Below are 26383 nucleotides of genomic sequence, written 5' to 3' on the forward strand. Positions count from 1 at the left end.
CTCCTTCCTACTTGTCTAACTTATTACCAGATTTTGTTGAAACACGAACTTTCTTTCCGTCAACGATTTCTGTTCTTGTTCTAACACCTCTGCCTAATTTTTCATCAAATAATAAAACGTTTGATGCGTGAATTGCACCTTCGGTTTCAATAATTCCACCTTGTTGTCCGGCTTGTGTAGGTTTTTTATGTTTAATTTGAACATTAACACCTTCAACAACAACTCTATTTTTCTTTGGTAATGCTTCTAATACTTTACCAACTTTACCTTTATCTTTACCTTTAATAACTTGTACTTTATCACCAGTCTTAATATGCATTTTAGCCTCCTTATAAAACTTCCGGAGCCAATGATATTATTTTCATAAATCCATTTGCTCTAAGTTCTCTTGTTACAGGTCCAAAAATACGTGTACCAGCTGGGTTTTTATCATCTTTCACGATAACTGCAGCGTTGTCATCAAATTTGATGTATGAACCATCTTCTCTATCAATACCACTTACTGTTCTAACGATAACTGCTTTAACAACTGCACCTTTTTTTACAACTCCACCTGGAGTAGCACTTTTAACTGAACATACTACTACGTCACCAATGTTAGCGTATTTTCTTTTTGATCCGCCTAATACTTTTATAACTAGTAGTTCTTTTGCACCTGAATTATCTGCAACTCTCATACGTGTTTCTGCTTGAATCATTCAAATTCTCCTTTCCAGAAATAAAAGTTATTTAGCTTGTTCTAATACTTCAACAAGTCTAAATCTTTTTGTTTTTGATAAAGGTCTTGTTTCCATTAATAGAACTTTGTCGCCTATATTAGCAACATTATTTTCGTCATGTGCTTTTACTTTTTTACTTCTTGTTACAAATTTCTTATAAATTGGATGCTTAACAGACTTTGATACTTCTACTGAAATAGTCTTATCCATTTTATCAGATACTACTAAACCGATAATGGTTCTTCTATTATTTCTTTCCATATTAAGCCTCCTTATTTAAGTTTAATTTTCTTTCTGTTATGATTGTTTTTACTCTTGCTATATCTTGTTTAATTTTTCCGATTGAACTCATACTTTCAATTTGTCCTGTAGCTGCTTGGAATCTTAAGTTAAATAACTCTTCTTTTAAGCTAAGTAATTTATTATTAAGTTCTTTATCAGATAATTTTCTTATTTCTGTAGCTTTCATTATTTATTTCCCTCGCTTTCTCCAGAACTTGCACGAGTAACAAATTTTGTTTTAATAGGTAATTTTGCACTTGCAAGTCTCATAGCTTCTCTAGCTACGTCTTCAGCAACTCCACCCATTTCAAACATAATTCTTCCCGGTTTAACAACTGCTACCCAATATTCAGGAGCACCTTTACCGGAACCCATTCTTACTTCTGCAGGTTTTTTTGTAACTGGTTTATCTGGAAATATCTTAATCCAGATATTACCACCTCTTTTAATATATCTTGTCATAGCTCTTCTGGCTGCTTCAATTTGATTTGAAGTTATCCAGTGTGGTTCTAATGCTTGTAAACCATAATCACCATATGCAAGTTGGTTACCTCTTTGAGCGTTACCTTTCATTCTGCCTCTATGAACTCTACGACGCTTTACTCTTTTAGGCATTAGCATAATTTATCCTCCTTCTACCAATTAAAAATAATTGGAGCGTAAATTCTCTTATCTATTGTTTTTTTCTTTTCTATTTCTATTTTTAGAATTTCTGTTGTTATTTTTTGAATTTTGTGGTTTAACTTCTTCTACAGCTTTTTGTCCTGGTAAGATTTCACCTTTATAAATCCAAACTTTAACACCTAATTTTCCGTATGTTGTATCTGCTTCTGCAAATCCATAATCGATATCAGCTCTTAATGTTTGTAGAGGAATATTACCTTCCGAATATCCTTCTGTTCTAGCCATATCTGCTCCACCTAATCTACCGGAAACTTGAGTTTTAATACCTTTTGCTCCTGATTTCATTGTTGTTTGGATTGCTTGTTTCATAGCTCTTCTGAATGTAATTCTTCTTTCTAAATCACTTGCAATTTTTTCTGCTTGTAATTGAGCATTAACACCTGTATTTTTTACTTCTTCGACATTAACAATTACTTGTTTTCCTGTCATTTTTTCAATAGCAACTTTTAAGTCTTCTACTCCAGCACCACCTTTACCAATAATCATACCAGGTTTAGCTGTGTAAACTGTAACTTTCACTTTATTTAATGTTCTTTCAATATCAACTTTAGAAACTCCTGATTGATATTGTTCTTTTTTAATATATTTTCTAATTTTATTATCTTCTGCTAATAATTTTCCGAAATCTTTTTTATCTGCAAACCATTTGGAATTCCAATCTTTAATAATCCCAACTCTCATACCATGTGGATTAACTTTTTGACCCATACATTCCTCCTATTCTTCTTCTCTTACAACAACACCAATATGTGATGTTCTTTTAAGTATTGGATAAGCTGAACCTTTTGCTTTAGGTCTAATTCTCTTCATGGTTGGACCATCATTTGCCCAAGCTTTTTCTACAACTAATAAATCTCTGTTTAAATTATGGTTGTTTTCAGCGTTAGCAATAGCTGATACTAATACTTTTTCTAATAATTTAGCACCTTTTTTTGGTGTAAATCTTAAAATATTTAATGCTTCATCAACATTTTTACCAACTATTTCTCTACAGATAAAATGTACTTTTAATGGTGAAATACGTACGTATTTTGCTTCTGATCTTACTTCCATTCTATCCCCCTATTTCTTAACTTTACTTGTTTTGTCATTTTTTTCATGTCCTCTATATGTTCTCGTTGGTACGAATTCACCTAATTTGTGTCCTACCATGTCTTCTGTTACATATACTGGAACATGTTTTCTTCCATCATGTATAGCTATTGTATGGCCAACAAATTCTGGAAATATTGTTGATCTTCTTGACCATGTCTTAATAACTTTTTTATCATTTGCTTCATTTAAAGCTTCCACTTTTTTCATTAAGTGGTCATCACAAAATGGTCCCTTTTTTAGAGATCTACCCATTCTTTACCTCCTGGATCTATTTACCTTTTCTTCTTCTTATGATATCTTTATTAGATTGCTTCTTTAAGTCTCTTGTCTTAACTCCACGAGATTTCTTACCCCATGGTGTCATTGGTTGTGGTCTACCTACAGGTGTTCTACCTTCACCACCACCGTGTGGGTGATCTACAGGGTTCATTGCTGAACCTCTTACGTGAGGTCTCTTGCCCATATATCTTGATTTACCGGCTTTACCTAAAACTACCAATTCATGTTCTAAGTTACCAACTTGACCAATTGTTGCTTTACATCTAATATCAACTCTTCTAATTTCCCCGGAAGGTAATCTTACGATACCATATTTTCCTTCTTTACCAGCTAATTGAGCTTCTGCTCCAGCTGTTCTAGCCATTTGTCCACCTTTACCTGGTTTTAATTCGATATTGTGGATTGTTGTACCAACTGGTATATCTTTTAATTGTTTTGCATTACCGATAATAATATCAGCATTTTCACCAGCTTCAACTGTTGCTCCTACTTTTAATCCTTTTGGAGCTAAGATATATCTTTTCTCACCATCAACATAGTGGATTAAAGCTATATTTGCTGTTCTATTTGGATCATATTCTATAGAAGCTACTTTTCCTGGTATATTTTCTTTATCTCTCTTAAAGTCTATAATTCTATATTTTCTTTTATTTCCACCACCTCTAAATCTTGAAGTAGTTCTACCTAAGTTATTTCTACCACCTGATTTTTTCAATGGAGCTGTCAATGATTTTTCCGGTGCTTTCTTTGTAATTTCATCATAAGATAAAACTGACATTGAACGAAGCCCAGCAGAAGTTGGTTTATATTTTTTTATAGCCATTTCATCCCCCTATCTTACATATTTTCGAAAAATTCAATTGTTTTTGAATCTTCTTTTAATGTAACTATTGCTTTTTTCCAGTCAGATTTTTTACCTACTTTATTACCATATCTTGTAGTTTTTCCTAACATATTAATTGTGTTAACTTTTTCTACTTTAACACCATCAAAAATCTTTTCAATTGCTTCTTTAATTTCTGACTTATTTGCTTTTTTACTTACTTTAAATACATATTTTTTTTGTTCCATTAACTCCATTGATCTTTCACTTACTATCGGAGTTAATATAATATCAAAAGGTGATTTCATTATGCGAATACCTCCTCTGCTTTTTTAACAGCAGCTTCTGTAATGATTAATGAATTATGTCTAATTAAATCATATACATTCATGTTGTTTACCACTACAACTTCAACACCAGGAACGTTTCTGAATGATTTATATACATTTTCATTAGCTTCAGCAACAACAACATATGCTGTTTTGTCTGCTTTAATTGCTTCTAATATTGTTTTAGCATTTTTTGTGCTAATTTCATTTAAGTTTAATTCGTTTAATACTATAATTTCATCTTCAACTACTTTTGAAGTTAATAAAGATTTTAATGCTAATCTTCTAACCTTCTTTGGTACTGCATATGAGTAATCTCTTGGTTTTGGTGCAAATACAATACCACCACCTCTCCATTGAGGAGATCTTATAGAACCTTGTCTTGCTCTACCTGTACCTTTTTGTCTCCAAGGTTTTTTACCACCACCACTTACTTCTGCACGAGTTTTAGCTGATTGTGTACCTTGTCTTTTGTTTGCTAATTGATTTTTTACTACTTCATAAACAACGTGTTCATTAATTTCAACACCAAATAAAGATTCTGGTAATTCAATGCTTCCAACGTTATTTCCTTTAATATCTAATACATTAACATTAGCCATATACTATCTCCTTCCTATTTTGATGCTTTTCTAGCTTCTTGAACAGTTACTAGTCCACCCTTAGGTCCTGGGATAGCACCTTTAATAAGTAGTAGATTTCTTTCAAGATCTACTTTAACTATTTCTAGATTTTGTACTGTAACTCTATCGTGACCCATTTTACCCGAGCCTTTTCTACCCTTAAACACTCTAGCCGGATCAGAACCTGCTGATCTTGCTCCTGCAACTCTATGTGATTTTGAACCATGAGCTTCAGGACCTCTACTGTAGTTATGTCTCTTGATTGAACCTTGTGTTCCTTTACCTTTTGAGGTACCGATTACATCTACGATTTCTTTATCATTGAAAACATCTACTTTAATCTCTTGTCCTAGAGTATAATCATCAGTATTATCTACTAAGAATTCTCTTAAGTATCTCTTTAATTCAACATTAGCTTTTGCAAAATGTCCTCTCATTGGTTGGTTTGAATGTTTTTCTTTTCTTTCTTTGAAACCAACTTGAATTGCCTTGTAGCCGTCATTTTCTTCTGTTTTAATTTGAGTAACAACTACAGGACCAGCTTCTACAACTGTAACTGGTGTAACACTACCATTTTCATCGAAAATTTGTGTCATACCAAGTTTTCTTCCTAATAAACCTTTCATTTTTTCCCCTTTCTTACAGTGGATTATGCATTTTGCACAATCATACTAAGTTTTATAGCTTAATTTCTATATCTACACCAGCTGGTAGATTTAATTTTTTAAGAGCGTCTAATGTTTTACCATTTGGGTTAACAATATCGATTAATCTCTTATGTGTTCTTTGTTCAAATTGTTCTCTTGAATCTTTGTACTTATGAGTAGCTCTGATTATTGTTACCTTTTCAATTTCTGTAGGTAGTGGAATAGGACCTGATACGTCTGCACCACTTCTCTTACATGCATCTACGATCTTAGCTGCTGATGAATCAATAACATCATGATCGTAAGCTCTTAATCTAATTCTTATTTTTTGTTTAGCCATTTTTCCTCCTATATTCTTGATAGCCATACTCTCTTCCGGGTGTACTAACCGTTTTAATTAAAAAAAGCGAAGCTATCTCGCTCAAATTTTTATTTGAACTAACTCAGTGTGAATTCCCTTAAACCGCTTAGAAGCAGCGTTTCAAGCAACCTCTCACTTCCTTGCTAAAATTAGTACCTAAATATAATACTAAAAATGATGTTATTTTTCAAGTTATATATTAAAATAATATTATTTTAATATAAAATATTAAAATTTTTTAACATATTATGTAACATCGATTTTTCAATTTATTTGATAATACCTTTCTTTAATATTATATATACCTAAATACAAATTCTGATATAATCATTTTCTAAATCCTTATTGTACATATAAAAAACTGAAATTATATTAAAATTGAAAGCCGTTGCAAAATAACCAAAAATAATTATTTTGCAACAGCTACTAATTTTTATGATTTATTTTATTTTCAGTATTGGCAACTATAACCGAGCAAGTAATATCCCCTGTTACATTTACTACAGTTCTCATCATATCAAGAGGTCTATCGATACCAGCAACTAAAGCAATGCCTTCAACAGGTAACCCTACACTTTGTAAAACCATCGCCAGCATTATCATTCCTGCCCCGGGAACTCCTGCTGTACCTATAGAAGCTAATGTTGCAGATAATATTATTACTAATTGTTGACCAACTGTTAAATCCACCCCAAAAACTTTAGCTATAAATATTGCACATACTCCTTGATAAATAGCTGTCCCATCCATATTTATAGTTGAGCCTAAAGGTAATACAAACGATGTTACAGTTTTTGATACCCCTAATTTTTCAGCTACATTCATCGAAACAGGTAATGTTCCAGAACTCGATGATGTTGAAAAAGCTGTTAGCATCGCAGGGATTACAGTTTTAAAAAATCTTAATGGATTTATTTTTCCTATTAGCTTAACGGATAATCCATAAACTAAAATTATATGTGCTATTGATACAAAATAAGCTACCAATATCAATTTCAATAGCGAACCTATAACAACTGCTCCATTTGTAGCTATAGCAGGTACGATTAAAGCAAATACTCCTATAGGTGCAAGTTTCATAATCCACGAAATTATCTTATACATAGCATTTGCAATAGTTTCAAATATACCAAATACTTCTCTTCCCTTTTCTCCCGATTCCAACAATGCAATGCCTAAAATAATAGCAAAAGTTATAATTTGTAACATGTTCCCGTCCACCAATGACTTAATCGGATTTGACGGAATAATATTTATAATAGTCTCAGCAATTGTTGGGGCTTTCTTCATTATAACATCAGATTTATTTATAATATTTGTATTCATAGAAAATCCGGAGGATACATTTAATAAATTAGATAAAACCAATCCCAACATCACAGCAATACTGGTTGTAAACATGAAAAATATAATAGTTTTAATTCCAAACCTTCCCAACTGTTTAATATTATTAAGCGATCCGACCCCTACTAATAAAGAACAAAAAACTAATGGTATAACGACCATTTTAATTAGAGCTAAAAATCCATCACCAAATGGCTTAATATATGTAACAGCTATTTGAGAATTCCCTGTCATAGCAATTCCAAATAAGACCCCTAAAATTAGTGCAATAAAAATTTTAAATGGTAGACTAAGTTTACTTTTGTATTTAGTCATAAGCACCTCCCTTAATGATAAAATTTAAAATATTCTATCACTTTTTTAAATAAATGTAAAACATTTTAAAAAACATTGACAAATTTTAAAAATTATAATATATTATATAGGTATTCAATAAATTTATGTGGTGAGTATGGCCAAGTGGCAAGGCACAGGGTTGTGGCTCCTGGTATCGTGGGTTCGAATCCCATTACTCACCCCATGCGGGTGTGGCGGAATTGGCAGACGCGCTAGACTTAGGATCTAGTATCTTCGGATGTGGGGGTTCGACTCCTCTCACCCGCACCATACAATTATATGTTTATAAAAAAGGGTGCTATTACAAAATAACTTTTTTAGTTATTTTGCAATAGCCCCTTTTAGTTGATTAATCATGATAAGAGAGATTTTACTAAAAAATAATTAAAAAAATTATTTTGTAACAACCCTTTTTAAGATTTTTATTAAATTTTAAATATTAAAAAATATTATATATCTTAATAATTAAAACGCTGGCACAACTGCACCTTTGAAGCTCTTTTCGATATATTCCTTAACTTCTTTTGATTGAAATGCTTTTATTACTTTCTTAATTACTTCTTTATCTTTATTAGATTTTTTTACTGCAATCACATTTGAATATTTACTTTCAGACCCTTCAATAATTAATCCATCCTTTAATGGATTTAATCCGGCTTGTATTGCATAGTTTGAGTTAATTACAGCACCATCCTTTTCTTTATACGCCTTAGGTATTAAAGCTGCATCAATTGGTGTGAATTTAATATTTTTTTTGTTTTCTAATATATCTTGTTCTGTAACTAGATTTTTCAAACCTTCTTTAAGCTTTATTAATCCATTTTTTTCAAGTAAGAACAACGCTCTTGAACCATTTGAAGCATCTGCCGGAATTAATATTTCAGCTCCATCCTTAAAGTCATTTATATTTTTAACCGATTTTGAATATAAAGCAATTGGTTCTACATGAACTGAAGCAACACTTACTAATTTTGTATTTTTTTCTTTATTAAAAGTTTCTAAATATGGTAAATGTTGGAAAAAGTTAGCATCTAGTGAGCCATCATTTAATGCTAAGTTTGGTTGAATATAATCATCAAAAACTTTAATTTCTAATTCAATGCCTTCTTCTTTTAATAGTTTTTGTGCAACTTTTGTAATTTCTTCATGAGGAACCGGACTTACACCAATTTTAACTTTTTTCGTTTTATCCAAATCATTTACTTTTGTTCCACATCCTACTAATAAAATAACAAAAACCAATAATAAACTTAATAATTTTTTCTTCATAATTTCCTCCTATATTTTGTTTAATTTTTTTGATAATTTAGTTCCACCATACTGAATTAATTGAACTAAAATAATTATTGTTACAACTGCTGAAAATAAATAGTCAGCCTTAAAATTATATAAACCAAATCTAATCGCCATATTACCTAGCCCACCTCCACCAAGAGAGCCTGCCATTGCAGAATATCCAATTAAATTAATAATTGTAATTGTAATGTCATTTACAATATTTGGTAAAGATTCCGGAATCAATACCTTAAATATAATTTCCGATATTTTACTTCCCATTGATTCTGCCGCTTCGATTATTCCTTTCTCAACTTTTAAGAATGAAGCTTCCAAAAGTCTAGCAATAAATGGAAATGAAGCGAATGTCAGCGGCACTAACGATCCCGTTGTTCCGATACTTTCACCAAATATTAATGAACTTAAAGGCATCAATACTATCATTAGTATTACAAAAGGTACAGAACGCAATACATTAATTAATATATCTAAAAACCTAAATAATGCGAAATTCGGTTTTAAGCCATCTCGTCTTGATATAAATAATAATATGGCTAGTGGAGAGCCTATTAAAAATGCTAAAAATATTGATATTGAAACCATAAATGTCGTTTCTAAAATAGAATTAAATAAAATCTTAATCATCTTTCTCCTCCACTATAACACCCAAACTTTGAAATATTTCTATAGCATTTTTTACACTACTATCTGAACCTATTAATTCTACCTCCAAAAAACCAACTGCTTTTTCACTTAATCTGTTAATTTTACCTGAAAGGATATTTACATCTATATTTGTTTTTTTTATCACTTCACTAACTATTGCTTTTTTTGAGATAGTGTGATTGAAATTCAATACAACATATTTTGAATAAAAATTATTATCTTCATATTCTATATCGTTTTTAGATTCTTCAGCATTTCCTCTTATAAAACTTTTAGTAATTGCATGTTTAGGATTAATAAATAATGCTTCTGTAGTATTTTCTTCAATAATTTTTCCATTTTCCATAACTGCAATCCTGTCACATATATCTCTGCAAACTTCCATTTGATGAGTAATTAAAATAATTGTCAAATTGAATTTTTTAACAGCTTTCTTTAATAAATCAAGTATTACTTTTGTGTTTGCAGGATCTAACGCTGAAGTAGATTCATCAGAAAGTAATATTTTTGGATTTACCGCCAAAGCTCTAGCAATGGCAACCCTTTGCTTTTGTCCACCTGATAATTTTGATGGATATTCATCCTTTTTTGAATTCAAATCTACAAAATTTAATAATTCTTCCACTCTACTTTTTATATCCTTCTTACTAAATCCTGCTATTTCCAAAGGATATGAAATATTTTTATATACTGTTTTTTGATTAAAAAGATTAAATGTTTGAAATATCATAGACATATCTTTTCTTTTTTCATTCAATTCTTTTTTTGATAATTTTACTATATCATCACCCTGTATTTTAATACTTCCGCTATCAGGTTTTTGTAATCCATTGATACATCTAATAAGTGTTGATTTACCGGCACCACTTAATCCTATTATCCCAAAAATTTCACCTTTTGATACTTTCAAACTTACATCATCACAAGCCTTAAAAACACTATTTCCATTTTCAAATGTAACATTTAAATTTTCTATTTTAATCATATCTTTCTCCATTTCATTTATAAGCTAAAGAAATTATAAATACTTTGGAAATCTTAAAGTTCAAAAATAAAAAAATCCCTATATGCCTAAGCATATAAGGACGTCCATTAACGTGTTACCACCTTATTTCAAAATAACTTCACAGCTATTTCCTTAACAAGTAGCGTATTCACTACTTTCTTTTGATAACGGAAAGAACTCCGGATATATCTAAAGTTTCCATTCGATATATCAAACTCCAAGACCATGTTCGTAAATATGCTTTTTAGCTCTCTCAGCAAACGAGCTTTCTCTGTAAAAAATTAATATTTACTACTCTTCTTTTCTTCGTCAGTATTTATAAATAATATACTATTATAATTATTTTTATTTGTCAATCTTTTTATTATGACTTTTTACAATTCTAGAAATTGTATTCATTAACATTTCTATGCCGATAATGTTTTGTCCTCCTCGAGGAATTATTATATCAGCATATTTTTTAGATGGCTCAATAAAAGTATCATGCATTATCTTTACAGTATCACGATATTGATTTATCACTGATTCGAGGCTTCGACCTCTTTTCATTACATCTCTTTGAATCCTGCGTAATATTCTTTCATCAGCATCAGTCTCAACAAATACTTTAATATCCATCATATCTCTAAGTTCTTTATTTTCAAGTATCAAAATACCTTCTACTACAATAACAGGCTTTGGTTTTACCAAAACAACTTCATCAGATCTATTATGAATTGTATAATCATATACCGGCCTGTAAATTTCTTCACCATTTTTTAATTTTTTTATATCCTCTATTAATCTGTCCGTATCAAAAGCACTTGGATGATCATAATTAAGCTCAGCTCTTTGAGAGTAGCTTAGTTCATTATGAGCCTTGTAATAAAAATCATGACCTAATACAACTAAATCATTATCATATTGTTTTTTCAATTTATCAACTATTGTTGTTTTTCCAGATGCTGAGCCACCACAAACACCTATAATTGTAACATTATTCATAAACCCTCTAATTTTTTTTTAATATTTCAATTTCTTTTTCCGTTAATTCTCTATATTGTCCTGAATCTAAAGTTTCATCCAGATTTACATTTCCCATTGAAATTCTCTTTAGATATAAAACTTCCTTACCACAAGATTTCAGCATTCTTTTTACTTGATGATATTTCCCCTCTTTAATGTAAACGTAACATTCATAATTAGAAATAATTTCTAATTTTGCAGGCATTGTAAGATACTGTTCTTTTTCTAAATAAATACCATCTTTAAATTTATCAATATCTTCTTCACTTAGTATATTATCAACTTTAGCATAATATTTTTTATCAACCTTTTTTTTAGGTGATAAAAGTTCATGTGCCAATTTACCGTCATTTGTTAAAATTAATAAACCTTCTGTATCTTTATCTAATCTACCCACAGGAAATATATCCTTATTTTGAAATTTCTCATCTAGAAGATCTAAAACAGTATCGTTATAATCTTTAGTTGCAGAAATATATCCTTGTGGTTTATTCATCATTAAATAAATGTATTTTTTATATATAATTTCATGATTTTTAAATTTAATCTTATCTTTATTTTCATCAACTTGTTGAGTAGATTTCAAAACTACTTTATCATTTAACAAAATCAAACCATTTTTAATATATTGCTTAACTTCTTTTCTCGTACCTATTCCACTATTAGATAAATATTTGTCTATTCTCATATTTTATCCCATTAAATTTTTTTCATTGCTTTTGAAATTTTTTTATAAACTAAAAAAGTAACTATTGCATTTAAGGTTCCTTTTACTATATTAAATGGTAATACAGATAAAACCATTAAATCATAATAATTTTTCACAATATTATATGATTTTGGTACAAATTTTACAAAACCGTCTACCCGTATATGAAAAATTTTTGCATAAATTGGAAATATTACAAAATAATTTGAAAACGTAGCTATAAAGCTCATCCCAATTATGCCAAATACTAGACCTAAAATAGCTGCTTTCCTAGTTTTTTTACACCAATAAATTAAGGATGAAATAACTACAAATGTAACACCAACTATTGTATTTGATAACTCTCCTACATAAGCTGTAGTAGTACCATTTAACATTAGATTTATTAAATTTTTTAATATTACAGTTATCCCCCCTAATACCGGTCCTAATGTAAAACCACTTAAAAGTGTTGCTACATCGCCAAAATCTACCGTCATAAATGATGGAGCTATAGGTATTGGAAACTTAAATAACGCAAGTAATCCTGCCATAGCTGCAAAAATTGATATTTTCACCATATTATTAATTGAAAAAATTTCAATCTTATTTTTAATTACTTTCATAAAATCCCTCCCTAAATATCTTTTTGGAGCAATTTTAAAAATAAATCACCCCGATACTTCGGGGCATTAAAAAACATAACTAATAACAGTATTTAAAATACCGCCAATTAATATACCTTCTTTCATCCAGACTATACTGTCGGTATCGGAGTTTCACCGATTCTGCTTACGCTCGCGGACTTTACCGCCGGTAGGGAATTACGCCCCGCCCTGAAGATCTATAACTATATGTTATCACTATTATATATTATTATCAAATTATTTTTTCTATCATACTTTAATTTTATATCTTAATTTTTTTATATATAATATGCTATAATCTTGTATAGAGAGGTTAAGATGAGAAAAACTACAATTATTTTAATGGTAATAACATTATTATCCAAATTAACAGGACTTATTAGAGAGCAAGCTTTCGCTTATTTTCTTGGAACAAACAGTATTATGGATGCATATAGCACAGCTTCCACTATTCCATTTATTTTATTCGGGTCAATTTTGACATCATTGGTAGCAGGCTATATACCGATTTATACTGAAATAAAAACAAAACACGGAGAAAATAAAGCAAAATTATTTACATCAAATTTATTAAATATTATTATGCTTATCTCAACAATATTTATAGCAATTATTATATTCATAGCTCCTATACTTGTATCAATATTTGCACCAGCATATTCAGGAGAGAAAAGAGAAATAAGCATACAATTTACGCGTATTTTTGCATTTTCACTATATCCAACGATGATTTCAGCAGTATTCATTGCATTTTTACAAATGAAAAACAGATTTATAATAGCTGAAACTCCTGGGATAATTATGAATTTTTTTCATGTAATTACTTTAATTATTTCTATAAAATTAAAAAATTACTACATAATAGCTTACGGAATATTAATTACAGAATTTTTAAAATATTTCTTATTCCCTTCAGCTATAAAATCTGAATATTATTCCCATAAAATAATTTTAGATTTTAGGGATAAATATATTTATAAACTAATTAAATTTGCTATACCACTTTTAATTTCAATATCGGCAATGGATTTATTAACTATTACTGATCAATCATTAGCTTCAATAATAATGCCAAATGGTGGTGTTTCATCAATGAAATATGCAACTTTAATATTTCAAATAATATCCGGTGTTATAATTGTATCAATTACAACATCAATTTATCCTTCTATGAGTAATCTTGCAAGTCAAAATAGAATTGAAGAAATGAAAAAAACTATGATGAGTGGTTTGACAGCATCATATATACTTATTATTCCTTCAATGATTGGTATTATGATTTTATCTAAACCATTGGTAAAAATATTACTTGAAAGAGGTGTATTTAATAAAGAATCAACTACTATTATTTCAGGAGTTTTATTCTTCTATGCACCAACCATTTTAGGATTATCTATCAAACAAATAGTAAACAGAGGATTTTACTCTCTTCAAAACACTAAGATTCCTATTTATGCTACACTTATACAAGTAGTATTAAATATTGTTTTAGATGTAGTTTTATCATATTTCTGGGGACTAAACGGATTATCTATCGCTACAGCAGTAGCATCTATTTCAGCAGCTTCATATGAAATATATTCCTTCAGAAATCACTACGGAAAAATTGAATTTAAGTTGTTTTTAAATAAAATAATTAAAATATTAATAATAAGTATTATCATGGGAATATTTACCATGTTAATTTACAATTCAATACAGAATATAAACTTTATATTAGCTTTATTAACTTCGATAATTATGTCAATAATAATATTTGGCATCCTAATTATTTTCGCAAGAATTCCCGAAGTAATGGAAATTGTAAATAAGTTATATCATAGATTTATAAAGAAGGTTAAGTAGAATGTTAAAAAAATTATTTAGTGCAGATTGGAAAAATATTTGGTTAGTTTTAAGAGATATGTCGAAAAGATCCGGTCGAAATAAATTAGATTTATTTATAGATATGTATAAGTCATACAAAAATGATGGAAATACATGGATGACATATTACAGCAGTAATTTTGACAGAGTTAAGGATAAAGAAATTAGAAATAGTTATTTTACCCTGTATAAAGATAATAGTAAAATTTATAGAGAATTTATAAATGAAGATTCATACAAATACCTCACAGATAAGGATGAATTTGTTGAGGAATATAAAGAATTTTTAGGAAGAGATTTTTTAAATCTAAAAAAAGCAAATATTTCAGATTTTAAAATTTTTGCAAGTAAATATAATGTAGTATTCGCCAAAGATCCTTTTTCTTGTGGCGGAAAGGGAGTAGAAAGAATAAACATTAAAAATATAGATAACTTGGATGATTTATTCAATAGACTATTAAAAGAAAACAAATATTTAGTCGAGGAAGGCATTGAACAACACGAAGAAATGAATAAACTTTCTTTAAACTCAATTAACACTATTAGAACAGGTACAGTAATTAACAAGCAAGGTGAAGTTAGTATAATATATATGGTTTTAAGAGTTTCTCAATCAGATAGTTATCTTGATAATGGCAGCTTAGGAGGATATTGGACTTTATTATCAGAAAATGGAGTTATAGATAAGCCCTTATATACGAATATTCCTCTAGAGTCAATAATTACCAAAAATAGATTGACAGGATTTGATTATATGGGATTCAAAGTTCCTATGATAAAAGAATTGAAAGAATTAGCAACTAAGGCAGCCGGCTTACATAAAGAGCTTAAATACATCGGATGGGATATTGCAATTTCAAAAAATGGTCCTCTTATTATAGAAGCTAACGAATTCCCGGGTCCAGATTTATTCCAAGCATATGTGCATATGAAAGACGGAAAGGGATTTGTAAAGGTTTTTGAAGAAAAAATGGGGATTAAACTTAGATAAAATGGAAAAACAGGATTAGAAATTAGGAGATTTCTGATCCTGTTTTTTACAAAGATTAACAGAGTATTAAAAATTTTTTTGAGACTGTGTCTTTGATTTTATTAAATTCTTAATTAAATATCATTATACACACGAATAGTAATACAGATACATTATAAATCAACACTAATTTATTATAGGTGCTTCTTTTCATATTTTAAATTTAATTATTATCAAGTATATATATGTTTTAGGGTTAATGTCTTTTAGGCTTATAAATAGAAATTTGCAACTTAATTAAATTACCTCTCAAAAATTGAAAATCGCAAAAATGAGATGTAAATAAGTTACATCTTATTTTTGCATTTTTTAACTTTTAGGTGGTAATTTAATTAAATAATTTATTCTATGTAATTTACTACTATTACTAATAAAAACACAAATAGAACAGCTTTACTACTATAGTTTTAATGAATGCTATAATGATTAATTGAGACAATGATATAACTCATATAATTTATGAATATTTATTATCAGAAATAATGAATTCTATTAGAAAAAAATCTGCTATAAAACAACTATAAAGTTGTTTTATAGCAGATTTTAACTTCTACCTCAACTTAATCCCCAATTTTTCTTCAAAAAGTTTAACTTTACCTTTCCCATCTTTCATATGAACATGGGCTTGGTAGAGTTCTGTGGTTGGAAAATCGTTGCCTTCTATTAGGATTGGTCCTTTTTCAGTAATAGCAATATCCCATCCTACGTATTTTAGATCTTTACATATAGAAGCAGCTTGTACAGCAAGGTCTTTTACTTTTTCAAAGTATGGTATCTTAAATCCAATATAATTAAATTTAGTAATTGGGTTTATCTCAATTATATCTTCCTTTGGCAAATCTCTATATAAGGGTTTATCTATAACCCCATTTTCATTTAATAAAGTCCAATACCCTCCCTGACTTGCATTATCTAGATAGCTGTCATTTCCAGATACTCTTAACACATTGTATAATATACTTATATTTCCGTCTTTATCGATGGCTGTTCCTATTCTAACAGTATTTAGTGAATTTAAAGATAATTTTTTCATTTCCGGATGTTGAATTACTGATTGTTCTAAAATTATTTTTCCATCTGATAACAATCTTTCATATAACTTATCCACGCTATCATTTTCACTATAAACCACTCTCTCTACACCTTTACCACCCATTAACACAGGATCTTTAGCAAAAAATATCGGATTTCTTTGAATAAACGATTTAAATTCATCAAGATTACTATCTTCTAAATTAATTATTTCTCTACCTAGAAATTCAGTAAATTTTTTATTAAATTGCATCTTATCCTTAAGATATTTAATATTCTCTTTTTTTATAAACTCTCTATAAATTTTACTATTATCACCATATTGAGATAAAAAAGTCCTTCTAATTTCTAAATTTTTTACTCTATCAAAATTGTAAGTGTAATAATTTAACCATGTATATCCATACTTTTTATACATCTTATACATATCAACAAATATATCTATTCTCAATCTTTTAGATCTTTTAGACATATCATTTAATACAGTTAATATACCTTTCCAATTAGAATTTAATATTTTTTTAATCATATGACCTCTTAAAATAGTTTAATCTTAATGAAACTACTAAATAAAAAACCCTTGTAATACATTAACTTATTAAACTAAAAATATTATTTTTTTGATTTCTTGTATTCTAAATACTCATCTAAAATTTGTGCTGTAAAATCTCCTAATGCAGGTCCATATTGTCTTTGGTTATTTACAGGATATGCATTTAATTCAATGAATACAGGTTGATTATTTTGATCAACTGCAAAGTCCCATCCTATATATCTGGCGTGTGAAAATCTAGGGTGTAATTTTTTTGCAAGAGCTAATGCTTCTTTAAATCCTTCTAGTTTTTCAGATTTAAAATCTTCTGTGGTAAATAATTTTTCGTGAATTTTAGCTTGTTTTGACATGTATCCATCTTTATCTAAAACTCTAGATATGCCTCCTCTAGCCATATTATCAACAATAGAACCCTCTTGACCATATCTAACAATAGAAGATACAAACTCAACTTTATCATTAATTAATAATGTTGTAATTCTAAATGTATTAACACTTGATTTATTAAGTCTATTCATTTGGTCTGATTGTTTTACCAACTCTTGAACAATAAAATCTCCTAATTTTACTTTTTCTTCAAAAAGTTTTTTTGCCTTTTTTTCATTATCAGTAAAATTAAGTATTTCAACACCATTACCTTGCATATCATCTGAAGGTTTTACGATAACTTTCCCTTCTTTTTTCAATGTTTGTAATGCTTCTTCTTTAGTTAAAAACTCATTATTTTCACTTACAAAAAGTTTATTTTCATATTTTAATACAGCTCTAGGTCTATTTACATCATGCAACATTGAATCTAAAAATATTTTATTTTGTAATTTTTCATCAAAATTTACATCATTTAAGAATTTATATAAATCAGTATAAAAAAAGTCATCAGGAATAAAATGAGGATTAAATTTCTGGTCTTTGTATCCAAAAAATTGAAACCATCTTATATCAGGCTTCATTCCGTATTTTTCCCAAAATGGTAATACAACTTTTTCATATTCCTCTTTTGAACCTTCATAATACTCATAATCTTTCATATTTTTATTTAGTATATCTCTTTGTCTTTTTCTATATACCATATATCTTAGTTCTAATAACAGTTTATTAGCAAAATTAGTAATATTCACCATACTTTCCTCTCAAAATATCTTAAATCTATATTTTATTTTTTTTGTTTTCAAAATACTCGTTTAATACTTGTTCTGTATATTTTCCAAATGTTCCATGGCCATCTTCTCTTTGATTATCTCCAACATATCCATTTAATTCAATTAGAACCGGTTCATAATTTTCATCAATCGCAAAGTCCCATCCAATTATTCTTAAATGTGGAAATTTTTTATGATATTGTTTTGCTAATAATTCGACTTTTTCATATCCAATTAATTTTTCTTTTTGAATTTTATTGCCATTTACATCAAAATCAACTTTTCTATCATTTACAAACTCGTAATCTTCTAAGTATCCTTCATCATCAATAGGTCTGGATTTTCCCCCACTAGAGTAATTATCAACCAAAGCCCCTTCAGCACCGATTCGCAAAATCTTTGATAAAACAACAACCTCGTTATTTATAATAAAAGTCATTGGTCTAATAGTATTTACACTTGAAGGATTCAACTTATTCATTTGTTCAGATTGTTTGATTAATTCTTGAGCAACAAAATCTCCACCTTTAACTTTTTCTTCAAATTTTAATATCGCTTTTTCTTCATCAGAACTAAAATCAATTAAATCTATTCCTATACCCTTCATTTTATCTGAAGGTTTGATTATGATCTTACCATATTTTTTTAAAATATTAATAGCTTCTCTTTTCGATACTAATTTATCTTCCTTCGTTCTATAAAACCCATGAGCATATTTAATAATTGTATTTGCTTTTTTTGCTTCTGGTAAGAAATATTCAAAATAAATTTTATTATCTAAAAATTCATCATATCTTGAGTCATTTAAGAATCTATTTAATTCTGCATAATAAAAATCATCCGGTATCATATATGGATCAAATTTCTGTTTTTTATATCCGGAATATTGAAACCATTTTTTATCCGGCTTCATTCCATATTTGGACCAAAACGGAACTACAACTTTATTATATTCTTCATCAGAACCTTCATAATATCCATTTTTTTCCATTTTATATTTTAAATAACTTCTCTCTTTGTTTTTTAATTTTATAATTCTTAACTTCTCTTGTAATCTTACAAGTTTACTTCCAAAAGTATTTTTTTTCATCATTTTCACCTTTTAAATTAAATTTCAAAATTTAATAACAGTATTTTATTAATTTCAAATAATTTTATAATGTTGTCTTTGAATCCTTAAATTCTTCTAATCTTATATTAAAAGCTTCTTTCATTTCTTTATAATACTCCAATTTTGGATTTTCTACAAAATTTTTCATGAAATCTATTGTGAAATCAGGATTCATAATCAATAGCGGTCCTATTAAGTATGTTCCATAAAAGTTTTTGTAATGGATACCTTCATTTTTAGTTTCTTTATCCATTCCAAGTCCTCTTATTGTTTCAAATAAATACGGCACATTAGCCTTAATTGGATGAGCATATGTGAATTGTGTCTTAAATCCAATTATTTCTATATCATTTTTATACTTTCCATGATATAGCGAATTAATACGGCTCATCATCTGTCTTTTTGCATAATAGGAAAATATACCCAATCCATTTATTTTTTCACCGTTATCTTTTTCGATATATTCAAATAATACTTCCATAGCATTTCCAATAAACAAAAATATATTTCCTTCTTCAATCTTTTCATTTATTTTAGCTTTATAAGGCAGCCATTTTTCTATAATTTGTTCTTGATATTTCTCAGCCATAGGTCCTAAATAGATTAAATCTATTTTTTCTGTTAAAAATCTGGGTTTTTCTGTAATATGTGTTTTTACCAATTGAGCATATGGAAATATATTTCTTATAAAGTCTATATGTCCCATTTCTCCAAATAAATTTGCAATATCAGGATATAATACTTCTATTTTCATTTTTCTAACCTCTCTTGCAATATATTTTCTATTTCTTTTTTTACTTTACCTGTCAAATCTAATGTATCAATATCATTTAGTAAAAATATTGTATCAATATTGTCATAATCTATTGCTTGAGCCACACCATTCCAACCTTCAATACTTACTATCTTATCCTTTTTAATGCCGGATAATAGCAATGCTACTTCTTGATCCTTAAATCTCTTACCACATGTAATATATTGTTTTATATTTTCTGAATCTTTTAAGTATCTAAAATCTAAATCGTACAACCATGATGTGTTTTCAGAATTTTTATAGCCTATATCATGTTTCGAATTTCCAAAAATAACAGCTATATTTCCTGATTGCTTTCTAATATAATCGAAAGTTCTCGATGCAGATATTGGGTTTATTGCTTTAGCCATTATGTAAACTAATCTTGTATTTCCAATCATACAATCATTATATCTGGATTTAACTACTTCAACATCTTCAAAATTTTCACTTAACTCACTCATAGAAAATCCCGTTTCACTTAAGACCGAAATAGCCGCTAATAAATTATACAAATCAACAATATTACTGCTTTGTAAATTAAATTTGTATTCTTTAGTGTCATGTTCGATTACTGCAACTCTATTTTCTAAATCTGCACTTTTAACTAAATAGTCTGATTTGAAATTTTCAAACCCACAGTTATCGCAATGATATCTACCAATATGATTATATCTAATAAATTCAGGAGTTAATCTGTGATTACATTTCGGACAATTTTCTATATCTTTTATCCTAGAATTTCTTTCCTCTTCTTCTCCATCAAGTAAATTAATTGAAAAGAATGTCTTTTCTCTATTCTTATCTAATAATGAGCTTATCAAATCATCTGAATTTAATATCAATTTAGTTTTTTCAGATACGGAATCTTCTAAAATATTAAAAATATAATCTGCATGAGCATTTCTCTTTGATGAATCCCTAAAAAGATTTGTTACAATCAAATAATCAGGTGTAAAATACTCATAAACTCTATATGATGACCTCTCATCAACTTCTATGATTCCATATTCATAATCTAAATTTCCCTTTAAATCTGAAAATTTAATAAACGATGCTATTATACCTTCAACCGTATTTGATCCATAATTATTGTGAATAAAAGAAATATTTTTCTTTTTCAAAAAATCAGAAATCATATTTGCAGTAGTTGTTTTTCCATTCGTTCCTGTAAGGGCTATAGTAGTTTTAGGCACTTTCATATATTTTAATATATCAGGACACATTTTATATGCTATCATTCCCGGTAAATATGTAGCTCTTCTACCTATAAAATTCATAAATTTAATTATAAATTTAGTACTCCACAAGGCAACATAAAATCTAAAACTTTTTTCCATAATCTGCCTTTCATTTGTTATTTTTTTAAACATAAACATTATATAACATTTAAATATATATGGCAATTAAAAATTATAAATTTTCATACATATTTACATAATGATTATTTTTTGTTTCACTAGGATTCATATCATTAAATAATCGGCTTGTTAAATATTTTGCTGAATTATATCCTAAATTCTTTTGTCTTAAATTTCTAACGGCAACTTCTAGTATCATAGCAATATTTCTACCAGGTTTTACCGGAACAGTTAATTTTGGGACTTCTACACCTAAAATAAAGTCAGAATCATCTTCTAAACCTAATCTATCGTATTCTTTATTTTCATCCCATTTTTCAAGTTCTATAACTAAATCAATCCTAGAATCAATTTTAACAGACCCTACACCATATAATCTTCTAATATCTAAAATTCCTAAACCTCTTATTTCCATAAAATGTCTAATGTTTTCAGGAGAAGTACCATATAGTTGGTTATCTATCTTCTTAATATCTACCACATCATCCGCTACAAGTCTATGTCCTCTGATTACTAAATCTAAAGCTGTTTCAGATTTTCCTACAGACGATTGTCCTTTTATTAAAACTCCGGAACCATAAACTTCCATTAATCCGGCATGAATTGTTAATTCTTCAGCTAAATGCTTTTCAAGTGACATACTCAATTTACTGATTAATTTTGTTGTAGCATATTCAGAAATAATTAAAGTTTTATTGTAATAGTTTGCTAAATCTAAAATATCTTGTGTAACTTCTCTATTGTATGAAAAAATTATACACGGAATTTCTTCTGATAAAATCCCTCTAAATCTTTCATATCTTAATTCAGGTGTCATTTGCATGTAGTAGTTATATTCTACGTTACCAATTATTTGAATTCTTTTATATGGAAAAGCCTCCATAAATCCTGATAATTGTAACCCGGGTCTATTTACATCCCCATTTGATATTTCAATTTTTTCATAATCCTTTGCAGGCATGATTACTTTCAAGTCTAATTCTTGTACTAATTCTGATAATTTAACACTTTTAGCCATTTTTCTCTCCAAAATATTTTATAATATTGTTCGCCACACTTTCATTTATATTTTCAACCTCAATTAAGTCTTCTTTTGTTGCATTTTTAATATTAGAAATAGAGCCAAACTTTTTTAATAATGATAAAATTCTTTTTTGCCCTAAACCTTGAATATTTTTAAGTTCAGATTCAAACATTTTTTTCTTATGAACTGTATTGAAATAATTTATTGCAAATCTGTGCACTTCTTCTTGAATACCATATAAAAATCTATAAATCGCCGTATCATTTTCTATCGGTATTTCTCTATTTTCATAAATTATTGCACGGGTTTTATGTTTATCATTTTTCACAAGTCCAATAACTTCAATATTTTGATTAAATTCCTTTATAACTTGTAATGCAACATTTACCTGACCTTTACCCCCATCCATTATTATAAGATCAGGTTTTTTAGAAAATCCGATATTAGTATCATCACTTATAAGTCTTTTTAATCTTCTGGTAAGTACTTCCCGCATTGAACCATAGTCATCCGGTCCTTCAACAGTTTTAATTTTAAATTTTCTATAGTCTTTTTTAGATTTTTTTCCTTCTTGATAAACAACCATTGAACCTACAGAATCTACACCGGATATATTCGATATATCATATGCCTCAATCCTATCAATAGGAAATATACCTAAAAATTCTTCAAGCCTCTTTAGTCCTAAATTTTTATTTTTTTCTCTATTATCCATTTTCTTTAGATATTCTAACATCATTTTTTTGGCATTTTTTGTTGCCATATCTAAATAACTTACTTTTTCTCCACGCATTGGAACTCTTAAATTGACTTTTGAACCTCTTTTTTTTGTAAGAACTTCTTCTATTACCTCATAATCCTCAGGTAATTCCAATAAAATTATCTCTTTAGGAATATATGTCATATCAAAATAAAATTGTTTCATAAATGATGACAAAATTTCAGCATCATTATTATCAAATTCATTTTCAATGATAAAATGCTCTCTATCAACAATTTTACCATTTCTCATAAAAAATACTTGGATAGTTACATAATTTCGTGCCCTAGATAAAGATACTATATCCATATTTTGGGCACTTACACTTGTAACTTTTTGTCTTTCCATTAGACTTTCAATATTTATTATATGATCTCTGTATTCCTTGGCTCTTTCAAATTCTAGGTTTTTAGAGTATGATAACATCTTTTCTTCTAATTCTTTAATAAATTCTTTTACATTTCCTTTTAAGAACTCTCTTACCTTATCCACATTTTTCATATATTGTTTTTGGTCTTTATAGTCATGATTAGGATCATTGTATTTATATAAAAATTGCTTTAGGGAAGGTCTCTTAATACTATTATAATTTTGTTCAATTTTATCAACTCTCAACTTAAACGTATTTTGCAAAAGTCTTATTACATCATTTACAGCATAAGCATTTGGATATGGCCCAAAATATTCATTTTTATCATTTTTTACCTGTCGAACTTTTTCTATCCTTGGAAAAGCCTCATTTGTAAGCATTATATATGGGTATTGTTTATCATCTCTTAATAAAATATTATAATGTGGTCTATGTTCTTTAATGAAATTAGACTCTAATACAAGTGCCTCAACTTCATTTTCAACAATGATATACTCAAAATGGTCAATTTTCTCAACCATTTTAAGTACTTTCATTGATTTATTTTTTTCTCCATTAAAATATGATCTAACACGTTTTTTTAAATTTTTAGCTTTACCCACGTATATTATATTGTCATCCTTATCTTTCATCAGATAAACTCCAGGCAAATCCGGCAACCTTGATAAATCATATCTTAAATCATTCATTATAATTCTCTTGTAATCTTTCTTAAATAAATTAAATCATCACCATCTAATTCTTTAGATAATCTATTGTAACATTCTTCATTATAGCTATTTAACCAATCTAATTCCCAAGCTTCCAATAATTCTTTTAATACCGGTCTTGTATCAATTGGCAAATATAATAATGTTTTAATTTCTAGCATATTTGGCTCTTGAGCATCTTCAACATACACAATATTTTCTATTCTTATACCATGTGCCCCCTCAATATATAGTCCCGGTTCAATAGAAAATATCATACCTTTTTGTAAAACTACACCATTATCTTTTTTTGAAATGCTCATAGGCCCTTCATGAACTCCTAAAACGAATCCTACCCCATGACCTGTACCATGATTAAAATCTAGTCCATATCTATATATAGGATTTCTTACAATTGAATCTAAAAAATATCCTGTAGAGTTGTTTTTAAATTTAGCTGACAATCCTGCAATAAATCCTTTTAATGTTAATGTGTAATGTAATTTTTCATCATATGTAAGTTCCCCAAGAGCAATAGTTCTAGTAATATCTGTTGTCCCTTCTAAATATTGAGCTCCACTATCTACTAAATATAAACCTTTTGTTTGTAGTGTTGCAGGTATTACCTTTTCAGGGTCATAATGCGGCATTGCAGCATTTGCTCCATAAGCAGAAATAGTTGTAAAACTCGGTTCAATAAAGTTTTCCTGTTGTTCTCTAAAACTTAGTAACTTTTTAGCTGCAAATACTTCGTCAATTGCTCCTGATTTCACACCTGTTTCAACCCAATTAAAGAATTTAGTCAATGCTATAGCATCTTTATGAAATGCTTTCTTTTCATTTTCAATTTCAATTTCATTTTTAATCATCTTCATCAATGTAGTTAAATTTATGCCTCGTTTTATTCTGACATTCTTATTAATACTTTGATAGACTTTTACATTTGTTCTATTAGGGTCTAAATAAATTGAATTGGAACCTCTTATTTCATTTAACACATTAAAAATAGCATCATATCTATATATGTCAATATTATTAGCTTTCAAATATTCTTTAACTTCTAAATCTATTTTATTTTCATCAATAAACAATATTGCATTTTCGTGACTGATTAATGCATACGAGAAAAATACCGGTGTAGCATATATATCATCGCCTCTTAGGTTAAATAAATATGCTATATCTTCTAAAGCACCTATAAATCCATAATCACAATCTTTTTCTCTTAATCTTTTTCTAAATTCTTTTAATTTTTCAGAAACTGACTTTCCAGTATATTTTTCATCAAAAATCCAAGCTTCCGATTTTGATAATTGCGGTCTATTTTCCCATATATTTGAGATAAAATCTACATCTGTAATAAGTAGTCTATCTCCTAATTTATCATTAATTGCATCGTATTGAGCTAATGATAAACATCTCCCATCAACTGCAACTTTTCCAAATTGAGATACTTCTTCATTTATAAATGTCAAATAATCTATATCCTCTCCCATTCTGTATAATTTAAATGGAGAATTCTTTAATTCATTTTCAGCTTGTACGAAATATCTACCATCAGTCCACAATCCAGCTTTATCTCTTGTTATTACCGCTGTGCCTGCTGAACCGGTAAATCCAGAAATATATTCTCTTGTCTTGTAATAATCTGATAAATATTCTGATTGATGAGGATCAGATGTTGGTACAATATATGCTTCAATATCTCTATCCATCATTAAATCTCTAAGATTATCAACTCTATCATAAATACTCATAATTTTTACTCCTTTTTTAATACTATATATTCTATTATACATTAGTATAAAAAAAATGACTAGAATAATTGAGCATTTTCAACATTCCA

At 28.4% G+C, this 26383-nt stretch carries 30 protein-coding genes, 2 tRNA genes, 1 riboswitch and 1 other annotated feature; of the genes, 4 read left to right on the forward strand and 28 right to left on the reverse strand.

Annotation, left to right across the window (positions count from 1 at the left end):
• Window positions 1-7: 7 nt before the first annotated feature.
• From rplX to EQF90_RS06745, 14 genes are all read right to left on the reverse strand, one after another.
• Window positions 8-319 carry a 50S ribosomal protein L24 gene (gene rplX / locus EQF90_RS06680; protein ID WP_134711532.1) on the reverse strand — a complete coding sequence of 104 codons (312 nt, stop codon included), beginning with the start codon at window positions 317-319 and terminating at the stop codon, window positions 8-10.
• 10 nt (window positions 320-329) lie between these two features.
• On the reverse strand, window positions 330-698 hold the full coding sequence (rplN, locus tag EQF90_RS06685) for a 50S ribosomal protein L14 (protein WP_134711533.1): 369 nt from the start codon (window positions 696-698) through the stop codon (window positions 330-332).
• Window positions 699-725: 27 nt separating this feature from the next.
• Window positions 726-980 carry a 30S ribosomal protein S17 gene (gene rpsQ / locus EQF90_RS06690; RefSeq protein WP_134711534.1) on the reverse strand — a complete coding sequence of 85 codons (255 nt, stop codon included), beginning with the start codon at window positions 978-980 and terminating at the stop codon, window positions 726-728.
• 1 nt (window position 981) lies between these two features.
• Window positions 982-1188: a 50S ribosomal protein L29 gene (gene rpmC, locus EQF90_RS06695; protein ID WP_134711535.1), complete on the reverse strand. Its 207-nt coding sequence runs from the start codon at window positions 1186-1188 to the stop codon at window positions 982-984.
• Window positions 1188-1622, reverse strand: a complete 435-nt coding sequence (rplP, locus tag EQF90_RS06700; protein ID WP_134711536.1) for a 50S ribosomal protein L16 — start codon at window positions 1620-1622, stop codon at window positions 1188-1190. Before rplP ends, rpmC begins: the two co-directional genes overlap by 1 nt.
• Before the next feature lie 48 nt (window positions 1623-1670).
• On the reverse strand, window positions 1671-2393 hold the full coding sequence (gene rpsC, locus EQF90_RS06705) for a 30S ribosomal protein S3 (RefSeq protein ID WP_134711537.1): 723 nt from the start codon (window positions 2391-2393) through the stop codon (window positions 1671-1673).
• Between the two features lie 9 nt (window positions 2394-2402).
• On the reverse strand, window positions 2403-2738 hold the full coding sequence (gene rplV / locus EQF90_RS06710; RefSeq protein ID WP_134711538.1) for a 50S ribosomal protein L22: 336 nt from the start codon (window positions 2736-2738) through the stop codon (window positions 2403-2405).
• Window positions 2739-2747: 9 nt separating this feature from the next.
• Entirely contained in the window at window positions 2748-3032 is a 285-nt protein-coding gene (gene rpsS / locus EQF90_RS06715) for a 30S ribosomal protein S19 (RefSeq protein ID WP_134711539.1), read from the reverse strand.
• A 16-nt stretch (window positions 3033-3048) separates the two neighbouring features.
• On the reverse strand, window positions 3049-3882 hold the full coding sequence (gene rplB, locus EQF90_RS06720) for a 50S ribosomal protein L2 (RefSeq protein ID WP_134711540.1): 834 nt from the start codon (window positions 3880-3882) through the stop codon (window positions 3049-3051).
• A gap of 14 nt (window positions 3883-3896) precedes the next feature.
• Complete coding sequence (gene rplW, locus EQF90_RS06725) at window positions 3897-4190, reverse strand: 50S ribosomal protein L23 (protein ID WP_129481407.1); 294 nt, start codon at window positions 4188-4190, stop codon at window positions 3897-3899.
• Complete coding sequence (gene rplD, locus EQF90_RS06730) at window positions 4190-4813, reverse strand: 50S ribosomal protein L4 (protein WP_134711541.1); 624 nt, start codon at window positions 4811-4813, stop codon at window positions 4190-4192. Before rplD ends, rplW begins: the two co-directional genes overlap by 1 nt.
• Window positions 4814-4827: 14 nt before the next feature.
• A complete protein-coding gene (rplC, locus tag EQF90_RS06735; protein ID WP_134711542.1) occupies window positions 4828-5460 on the reverse strand; it encodes a 50S ribosomal protein L3 in 633 nt (210 codons plus the stop codon).
• A gap of 52 nt (window positions 5461-5512) precedes the next feature.
• Window positions 5513-5821 carry a 30S ribosomal protein S10 gene (gene rpsJ / locus EQF90_RS06740; protein WP_134711543.1) on the reverse strand — a complete coding sequence of 103 codons (309 nt, stop codon included), beginning with the start codon at window positions 5819-5821 and terminating at the stop codon, window positions 5513-5515.
• A 447-nt stretch (window positions 5822-6268) separates the two neighbouring features.
• Window positions 6269-7501, reverse strand: a complete 1233-nt coding sequence (locus EQF90_RS06745; RefSeq protein WP_134711544.1) for a dicarboxylate/amino acid:cation symporter — start codon at window positions 7499-7501, stop codon at window positions 6269-6271.
• Between the two features lie 130 nt (window positions 7502-7631).
• Between EQF90_RS06745 and EQF90_RS06750 the strand changes: the two genes are divergently transcribed.
• Window positions 7632-7706, forward strand: a tRNA-His gene (locus EQF90_RS06750).
• A 1-nt stretch (window position 7707) separates the two neighbouring features.
• Window positions 7708-7792, forward strand: a tRNA-Leu gene (locus EQF90_RS06755).
• 195 nt (window positions 7793-7987) lie between these two features.
• On the opposite strand, the gene EQF90_RS06760 is transcribed toward EQF90_RS06755, so the two are convergent.
• The 6 genes from EQF90_RS06760 to EQF90_RS06785 form a co-directional block, all read right to left on the reverse strand.
• Window positions 7988-8791, reverse strand: coding sequence for a MetQ/NlpA family ABC transporter substrate-binding protein (locus tag EQF90_RS06760; protein WP_134711545.1), 804 nt, complete (start codon window positions 8789-8791; stop codon window positions 7988-7990).
• Between the two features lie 9 nt (window positions 8792-8800).
• Window positions 8801-9442, reverse strand: a complete 642-nt coding sequence (locus tag EQF90_RS06765; protein WP_134711546.1) for a methionine ABC transporter permease — start codon at window positions 9440-9442, stop codon at window positions 8801-8803.
• On the reverse strand, window positions 9435-10448 hold the full coding sequence (locus EQF90_RS06770; RefSeq protein WP_134711547.1) for a methionine ABC transporter ATP-binding protein: 1014 nt from the start codon (window positions 10446-10448) through the stop codon (window positions 9435-9437). The genes EQF90_RS06765 and EQF90_RS06770 overlap by 8 nt, the downstream gene beginning before the upstream one ends.
• A gap of 93 nt (window positions 10449-10541) precedes the next feature.
• Window positions 10542-10785: a binding site (T-box leader), on the reverse strand.
• A 29-nt stretch (window positions 10786-10814) separates the two neighbouring features.
• Window positions 10815-11453 carry a uridine kinase gene (gene udk / locus EQF90_RS06775; protein WP_134711548.1) on the reverse strand — a complete coding sequence of 213 codons (639 nt, stop codon included), beginning with the start codon at window positions 11451-11453 and terminating at the stop codon, window positions 10815-10817.
• A gap of 7 nt (window positions 11454-11460) precedes the next feature.
• On the reverse strand, window positions 11461-12162 hold the full coding sequence (locus tag EQF90_RS06780; RefSeq protein ID WP_134711549.1) for a pseudouridine synthase: 702 nt from the start codon (window positions 12160-12162) through the stop codon (window positions 11461-11463).
• Between the two features lie 11 nt (window positions 12163-12173).
• The gene (locus tag EQF90_RS06785) at window positions 12174-12788 is read right to left on the reverse strand and encodes an ECF transporter S component (protein WP_134711550.1); all 615 of its coding nucleotides are present in this window, start codon (window positions 12786-12788) and stop codon (window positions 12174-12176) included.
• Window positions 12789-12898: 110 nt separating this feature from the next.
• Window positions 12899-13010: riboswitch (FMN riboswitch) on the reverse strand.
• Between the two features lie 117 nt (window positions 13011-13127).
• Here EQF90_RS06785 and murJ point away from each other — a divergent pair.
• Both murJ and EQF90_RS06795 read left to right on the forward strand, forming a co-directional pair.
• Complete coding sequence (gene murJ, locus EQF90_RS06790; protein ID WP_134711551.1) at window positions 13128-14654, forward strand: murein biosynthesis integral membrane protein MurJ; 1527 nt, start codon at window positions 13128-13130, stop codon at window positions 14652-14654.
• A gap of 1 nt (window position 14655) precedes the next feature.
• On the forward strand, window positions 14656-15666 hold the full coding sequence (locus tag EQF90_RS06795) for a sugar-transfer associated ATP-grasp domain-containing protein (protein ID WP_134711552.1): 1011 nt from the start codon (window positions 14656-14658) through the stop codon (window positions 15664-15666).
• A gap of 589 nt (window positions 15667-16255) precedes the next feature.
• Here EQF90_RS06795 and EQF90_RS06800 read toward each other — a convergent pair.
• The 8 genes from EQF90_RS06800 to EQF90_RS06835 all read right to left on the reverse strand — a co-directional run bounded on the left by EQF90_RS06800 (window position 16256) and on the right by EQF90_RS06835 (window position 26294).
• On the reverse strand, window positions 16256-17266 hold the full coding sequence (locus EQF90_RS06800) for a sugar-transfer associated ATP-grasp domain-containing protein (protein ID WP_134711553.1): 1011 nt from the start codon (window positions 17264-17266) through the stop codon (window positions 16256-16258).
• 83 nt (window positions 17267-17349) lie between these two features.
• On the reverse strand, window positions 17350-18411 hold the full coding sequence (locus EQF90_RS06805) for a sugar-transfer associated ATP-grasp domain-containing protein (RefSeq protein WP_134711554.1): 1062 nt from the start codon (window positions 18409-18411) through the stop codon (window positions 17350-17352).
• Between the two features lie 25 nt (window positions 18412-18436).
• Window positions 18437-19519 carry a sugar-transfer associated ATP-grasp domain-containing protein gene (locus EQF90_RS06810; RefSeq protein ID WP_167554067.1) on the reverse strand — a complete coding sequence of 361 codons (1083 nt, stop codon included), beginning with the start codon at window positions 19517-19519 and terminating at the stop codon, window positions 18437-18439.
• Between the two features lie 64 nt (window positions 19520-19583).
• On the reverse strand, window positions 19584-20294 hold the full coding sequence (locus EQF90_RS06815; protein WP_134711556.1) for a hypothetical protein: 711 nt from the start codon (window positions 20292-20294) through the stop codon (window positions 19584-19586).
• A complete protein-coding gene (locus EQF90_RS06820; protein WP_167554068.1) occupies window positions 20291-21673 on the reverse strand; it encodes a MurT ligase domain-containing protein in 1383 nt (460 codons plus the stop codon). The genes EQF90_RS06815 and EQF90_RS06820 overlap by 4 nt, the downstream gene beginning before the upstream one ends.
• Window positions 21674-21746: 73 nt before the next feature.
• Entirely contained in the window at window positions 21747-22712 is a 966-nt protein-coding gene (hprK, locus tag EQF90_RS06825; RefSeq protein ID WP_134711558.1) for an HPr(Ser) kinase/phosphatase, read from the reverse strand.
• Entirely contained in the window at window positions 22705-24537 is a 1833-nt protein-coding gene (gene uvrC / locus EQF90_RS06830) for an excinuclease ABC subunit UvrC (RefSeq protein WP_134711559.1), read from the reverse strand. Before uvrC ends, hprK begins: the two co-directional genes overlap by 8 nt.
• Window positions 24537-26294: an aminopeptidase P family protein gene (locus tag EQF90_RS06835; protein WP_134711560.1), complete on the reverse strand. Its 1758-nt coding sequence runs from the start codon at window positions 26292-26294 to the stop codon at window positions 24537-24539. The genes uvrC and EQF90_RS06835 overlap by 1 nt, the downstream gene beginning before the upstream one ends.
• Window positions 26295-26383: the final 89 nt, after the last annotated feature.

The sequence above is a fragment of the Helcococcus ovis genome (assembly GCF_004524775.2).
Lineage (GTDB): Bacteria > Bacillota > Clostridia > Tissierellales > Peptoniphilaceae > Helcococcus > Helcococcus ovis.